Annotated in this window: 4 protein-coding genes; all 4 read right to left on the reverse strand. The window is 71.0% G+C overall.

All coding sequences use genetic code 11. The annotated features are described in order from the left end of the window. Positions 1-1427: MFS transporter (locus tag K6I34_RS30810; RefSeq protein ID WP_229331068.1), on the reverse strand; the 1427-nt coding region annotated here is incomplete at its 3' end. A 248-nt stretch (positions 1428-1675) separates the two neighbouring features. After that, the gene (locus K6I34_RS30815; RefSeq protein WP_229331070.1) at positions 1676-2668 is read right to left on the reverse strand and encodes a zinc-binding dehydrogenase; all 993 of its coding nucleotides are present in this window, start codon (positions 2666-2668) and stop codon (positions 1676-1678) included. 177 nt (positions 2669-2845) lie between these two features. After that, positions 2846-3343 carry a hypothetical protein gene (locus K6I34_RS30820; RefSeq protein WP_229331072.1) on the reverse strand — a complete coding sequence of 166 codons (498 nt, stop codon included), beginning with the start codon at positions 3341-3343 and terminating at the stop codon, positions 2846-2848. Positions 3344-3471: 128 nt separating this feature from the next. Then, complete coding sequence (locus K6I34_RS30825) at positions 3472-5088, reverse strand: M4 family metallopeptidase (protein WP_229331074.1); 1617 nt, start codon at positions 5086-5088, stop codon at positions 3472-3474. Positions 5089-5284: the final 196 nt, after the last annotated feature.

A 5284-nucleotide genomic window follows, 5' to 3' on the forward strand; every position in this document is an offset into this window, starting at 1 on the left:
ATCGCCGCGTTGAAGCCGTGGACGACACCGGCCTTGACGACCGCGTCGCTCACCGCCCCGCCCCTGTTCGCGCGGGCGGTGAGGTATGTGGCGCTCGCCGACGTGGCGATCGTGTTGAGCAGCGCGGTGCCGACGGAACCGCCCACCTGCTGGGCCGTGTTGACCGTGGACGAGGTGACGCCGGAGTCCTGCGGGGGCACGCCCGCGGTGGCGGTGGCCATGACGGGCATGACGATCAGGCCCATGCCGAGGCCCACGAGCAGTTCGGCGGGCAGGACGTGCGAGACGAACGCGGGCTCGACCGGCAGGAAGACGAGCAGGAAGAGCCCGGCGGCGCCGAGCAGGGTGCCGGGCACGACGAGGGCCCGTGGCGGCACGTGCGTCAGCAGGCGGGCGGAGATCTGGGTGGCGCTCACGACGATCGCGGTGGTCATCGGCAGGTAGGCGAGCCCGGTCCGTACGGGGGAGTAGCCCAGCACGGTCTGCAGGTAGTACGTCATGAACAGGAACATCCCGAACATGGCGGCGACCGCGAGGGCCATGGTGATCAGGCAGCCCGCCCGCGTCCGGTCCCGGATGATGTGCAGCGGCAGCAGAGGGCTCCGGGCCCGCTTCTGCCACCAGGTGAACAGCGCGAGCAGCGCCACCCCGCCGCACAGCAGCCCCAGCACGCGCGCGTCGGTCCAGCCGCGCGGTTCGGCCTCGCTGCACCCGTAGACGATCGCGACCAGACCGCCGCAGCCCAGCAGTACGCCGGGGATGTCCAGGCGCGCGGCGTCGCCGGTGCGCCGGCCGGTGTCGTGGAGGAACGCCCCCGCGCCGAGGAACGCGGCGACGGCGATCGGCACGTTCACGTACAGGCACCAGCGCCAGTTCAGGTACTCGGTCAGCAGGCCGCCCGCGATCAGCCCGATGGCCGCGCCGCCGCCCGCGATCGCGCCGTAGATGCCGAAGGCCTTGCTGCGTTCCTTGAGGTCCGTGAACGTCGTGGTGAGCAGGGAGAGGGCGGACGGCGCCAGCAGGGCCCCGAACGCGCCCTGGAGGGCGCGGGCCATGAACAGCAGCCCGGACGTCTGCGCGGCGCCGCCGAGGGCGGAGGCCCCCGCGAAGCCGAGGAGTCCGATCATGAAGGTGCGCTTGCGTCCGGCCAGGTCCGCGATCTTGCCGCCGAGCAGCAGCAGGCCGCCGAAGGCCAGTGTGTAGGCGGTGATCACCCATTGCCGGTTGCCGTCGGACATGCCCAGCGCGCGCTGGGCGGAGGGGAGGGCGATGTTCACGATGGTCGCGTCGAGGACGACCATGAGCTGGGCGATCGCGATGACGACCATGCCCCACCAGCGGCGGGGATCGGCCGCGGGCCCGGCGGGCGACGGCGACGCGGAGGAGGCGGCGGAGGAGGATGTGGGGCCCGTGTTCGTGGAGCTCATCGGACGGCTCTCTTCCGATTCGGGTGAAGCCGATGCGGAGGCGCACTCCACACTAGGCCGGATGGCCGAATGCCGCTCCTCGGGTTTCCGCCGTCATCGCGGATTTTGGATGGACTTCACTCGTTCCCCGGGCGGGGTTGGGGCGGCCGTGACCGGCGTTTGGGGCTCCGGCCGCCCATGGCCGTGCCCGGCGGACGTCAGGGGACGTCTCAAGGCACGTCTCCTCAAGGGACGTCTCAAGGGACGTCTCAAGGGATGAGGACGACCTTGCCCACCGTCCGCCGCGTCTCCAGGGCGCGGTGGGCCGCTGCCGCCTCGGCCAGCGGGAAGCGGGTGACCAGCGGGGTCACCCGGCCCTCCGCGGCCTGGGCCAGTGAGTCCTCCTGCACCTGGTGCATCCCCTCCGGCCCGCCGAAGCGCTCCATCATCGGCGGGCCCAGCACGCTGCGCGAGGTGATCGACCGGGCGGCGAGCTCCTCCGGGTCCAGGGACAGCGGACCTCCGTCCGCCGACCAGCCGAAGACCAGGTGGGCGCCGCCGTGCCCGAGCAGCCCGACGGCCGCGCGCCCCGCGTCGCCGCCCACCCCGTCGAAGACGACGGTGGCCGCACGTCCGCCGAGCGCGGTACGGGCGGCTTCCGGCCACGCGGGATCGGTGTAGTCGAGCGCGATGTCGGCGCCCAGCTCCCGTACGCGCTCGACCTTGGCGGTGCCGCCCGCGAGGGCGACGACCGTGGCGCCCGCGTTCTTCGCGTGCTGCACGAGCAGCGCGCCGACGCCGCCCGCGGCGGCCGGGATCACCACGACGTCGTCCCCGTCGAGCTCGGCGAAGGAGAGGATGCCGAGGGCCGTGCGCCCGGTGCCGACCATGGCGATGGCGTGGTCGAAGTCCAGCCCGTCGGGGACGTGGTGCAGCTTGTCGGTCTCGGTGACCGCGAGCTGCGCGTAGCCGCCCGGCACCGCGCCGAGGTGCGCCACGACCCGCCGCCCCAGCCACCCGGGGTCGGCGCCCTCGCCGATGGACTCCACGGTGCCCGCGACCTCGCGCCCGGGGATGGTGGGCAGCGGCGGCGGCTTGTACGGCCCCTTGGTGTCGCCCTGCCGCAGGGTGGTGTCCACCAGGTGCACCCCGGCGGCGGCGACGGCGATCCGTACCTGGCCGGGGCCCGGCTCGGGGTCCTCGGTCTGCTCGTAGGTGAGGTTCTCGGCGGGGCCGAAGGCGTGCAGGCGGACAGCGTGCATGGTTCCTCCAGGGAGCGGAGCTGTGGTCGATGTGGTCGATCGTGAGTCTTCAACCTCGACCGCGCTTGAGGTCAAGGTGTTCCCTGGTGGAGGGGTTTTCAGACGTACGGCCGCGCACGCCGCGGCCATACGGGGGACGGTTGTACGGGGGGCGGCCGACGGGGGACGGGCCTGCGGTCAGACGCGCGGGAAGCGGGCCTGGAGGTCCCAGATCACCGGGTTGTCGGCGAGGCCGTCGTGCATGTCGGTCAGGTCCGCGATCAGGTCGTGCAGGAAGTCGCGCGCCTCTCGGCGCAGTGCCCTGAAGTTGAAGGTGAGCGGGGCCTCGTCGGCGGGCTGCCAGTCGGCCTCGACCTCGACCCAGCCGAAGCGGCGCTCGAAGATCATGCGGTCGGTCGACTCGGTGAAGTCCAGCTCGGCGTACTGCGGGACGGACGAGCGGTTGCCCCGCGGGTCGCGGTCGATCTGCTCCATGATGTCGCACACCGCCCAGGCGAAGTCCAGGACGGGCACCCATCCCCAGGCTGTGGACAGCTCGCGGTCCGCCTTCACGTCGGCGAGGTAGACGTCCCCGCAGAAGAGGTCGTGCCGCAGCGTGTGCACGTCGGCGGTGCGGTAGTCCGTCTGCGGCGGGTCCGGGAAGCGGCGGGAGAGCGAGTAGCCGAGGTCGATCACGCCTCGATGGTGTCATGGCGGTGGGGTGCGCACACAAACGCGTACGAAGCGGGGACCGGCACCGGCCGGTCCCCGCTTCGTCACGGGTCACACGGGTCACACAGGAGGACGGGTCGCCTCGGGGCGGATCACTTCACGTTGATCGCGGTCCAGGTGGCCGCGACGGCCTTGTACTCGGCGCTGGTCGAGCCGTAGAGGTCCGCGGCGGCCTTGAGGGTGCCGGTGCGGGCGGCCTTGTAGTTGGTGCTGGAGGTGAAGTACGTGGTCAGGGCCTTGTACCAGATCTTGGTGGCCTTGTCCCGGCCGATGCCCGCGAGCTTGGAGTTGTTGGCGGTCGGGCTGTTGTACGTCACGCCGTTGATCGTCTTCGAGCCGCTGCCCTCGGACAGCAGGTAGAAGAAGTGGTTGGCGGGGCCGGACGAGTAGTGGACGTCCAGGCGGCCGAGGCCGGAGGACCAGTAGTCCTTCGACGCGCCGTCCTTGCTCGGCTTGTCCATGTAGCGCAGCGGGGTGCCGTCGCCGTTGATGTTGATCGCGGCGCCGATCAGGTAGTCGCCCTTGTCCTTGCTGTTGTTGGCGTAGAACTCGGCGGCCGTGCCCAGGATGTCGGACGTCGCCTCGTTGAGGCCGCCGGACTCACCGCTGTAGATCAGGCCCGCGGTGGCCGAGGTGACGCCGTGGGTCATCTCGTGGGCGGCCACGTCGAGCGAGGTCAGCGGGTGGCTGTTGCCCTCGCCGTCGCCGTACGTCATGCAGAAGCACTCGTCGTCCCAGAAGGCGTTGACGTAGTTGTCGCCGTAGTGGACGCGGGAGTAGGCGGCCTTGCCGTCGTTCCTGATGCCGGTGCGGCCGAGCACGTTCTTGTAGAAGTCCCAGGTGACGGCCGCGCCGTAGTGCGCGTCGACGCCCGCGGTCTGGCGGCCGCCGCCCCACGTGTCGGTGGAGTTGGTGAAGAGCGAACCGGTGCCGTCCGCGCCCTGGTTGAGGTCGTACGTCTTGTGGCCGCCGCGCGCGCCGTCGTTGAGCTCGTAGGACGAGCCGTTCTTCGTCGTGGTCAGCGGGACCGTGCCGCCGTAGGTGCTGGTGCCCGAGCCGGTCTCGATGGCCTCGCGCTGGAAGAGCTTCTTGCCGGTGGCCGCGTCCGTGACGACGTGCAGCTTGCTCGGCGTGCCGTCCTTCTGGACGCCGGTGACGACGGTCTCGTACGCCAGCACCGGCTTGCCCTCGGCCGCCCAGATCACCTTGCGCGGGGCCTGGCTGTCGGTCTTGGCGTTCTTGGCGTCGGAGGAGGCGGCGAGCGCGCTCTTCTTCGCGGCGGAGGGCGCGAGGGACGGCGTCGTGGTCGGCACGGCTATGTCGGCGTCCGTCGCCTTGTCGACGCTGCGGGAGCCGCTCTTCGTCTCGTGCACGACGAGGTCGCCGCCGAGCACCGGCAGGCCGTCGTAGGTGCGCTCGTAGCGGGTGTGGACCGTGCCGTTCGCGTCCTTGATCACATCGCGGACGACCAGCTTCTCCTTGCCGCTGAGGCCGATCTTCGCGGCGGTGCCGTCCGCCGAGGACTGCGCGTCCTTGATCGCGGCGGCCCGCTGCGGGGCGCTCAGCGCGAGCGCCTGGGCGCCGCTCTCCCGGTCCGGCTTGGCGCTGGCGGAGCCGGACTGCACCCCCACGACGACCATGGCGGCGGAGGCGACCAGGGCGGCGGTGCGCAGGGTGTTCTTGCGGGAGGTGGAAGTGATGCTTCTCAACTCGTTCTCCTATGAGGGGGGTTAGGGCAGCCCGCGTGCGCCGCCCTTCGGTACAGGAGTGGTGCAAGAGCGAATTGAGTTGAGGGTGCCATTGATTGCCCGTCATTGACAGGGGCGCAACAAGGATTTGATCTCCCGTTCTCCGAATGACGGTTGTTTGGTTCCGCTATGCGGTGAATGTGGGGGGAGTTGAAGC

Source organism: Streptomyces sp. UNOC14_S4, from assembly GCF_020740835.1.
Classification (GTDB): domain Bacteria; phylum Actinomycetota; class Actinomycetes; order Streptomycetales; family Streptomycetaceae; genus Streptomyces.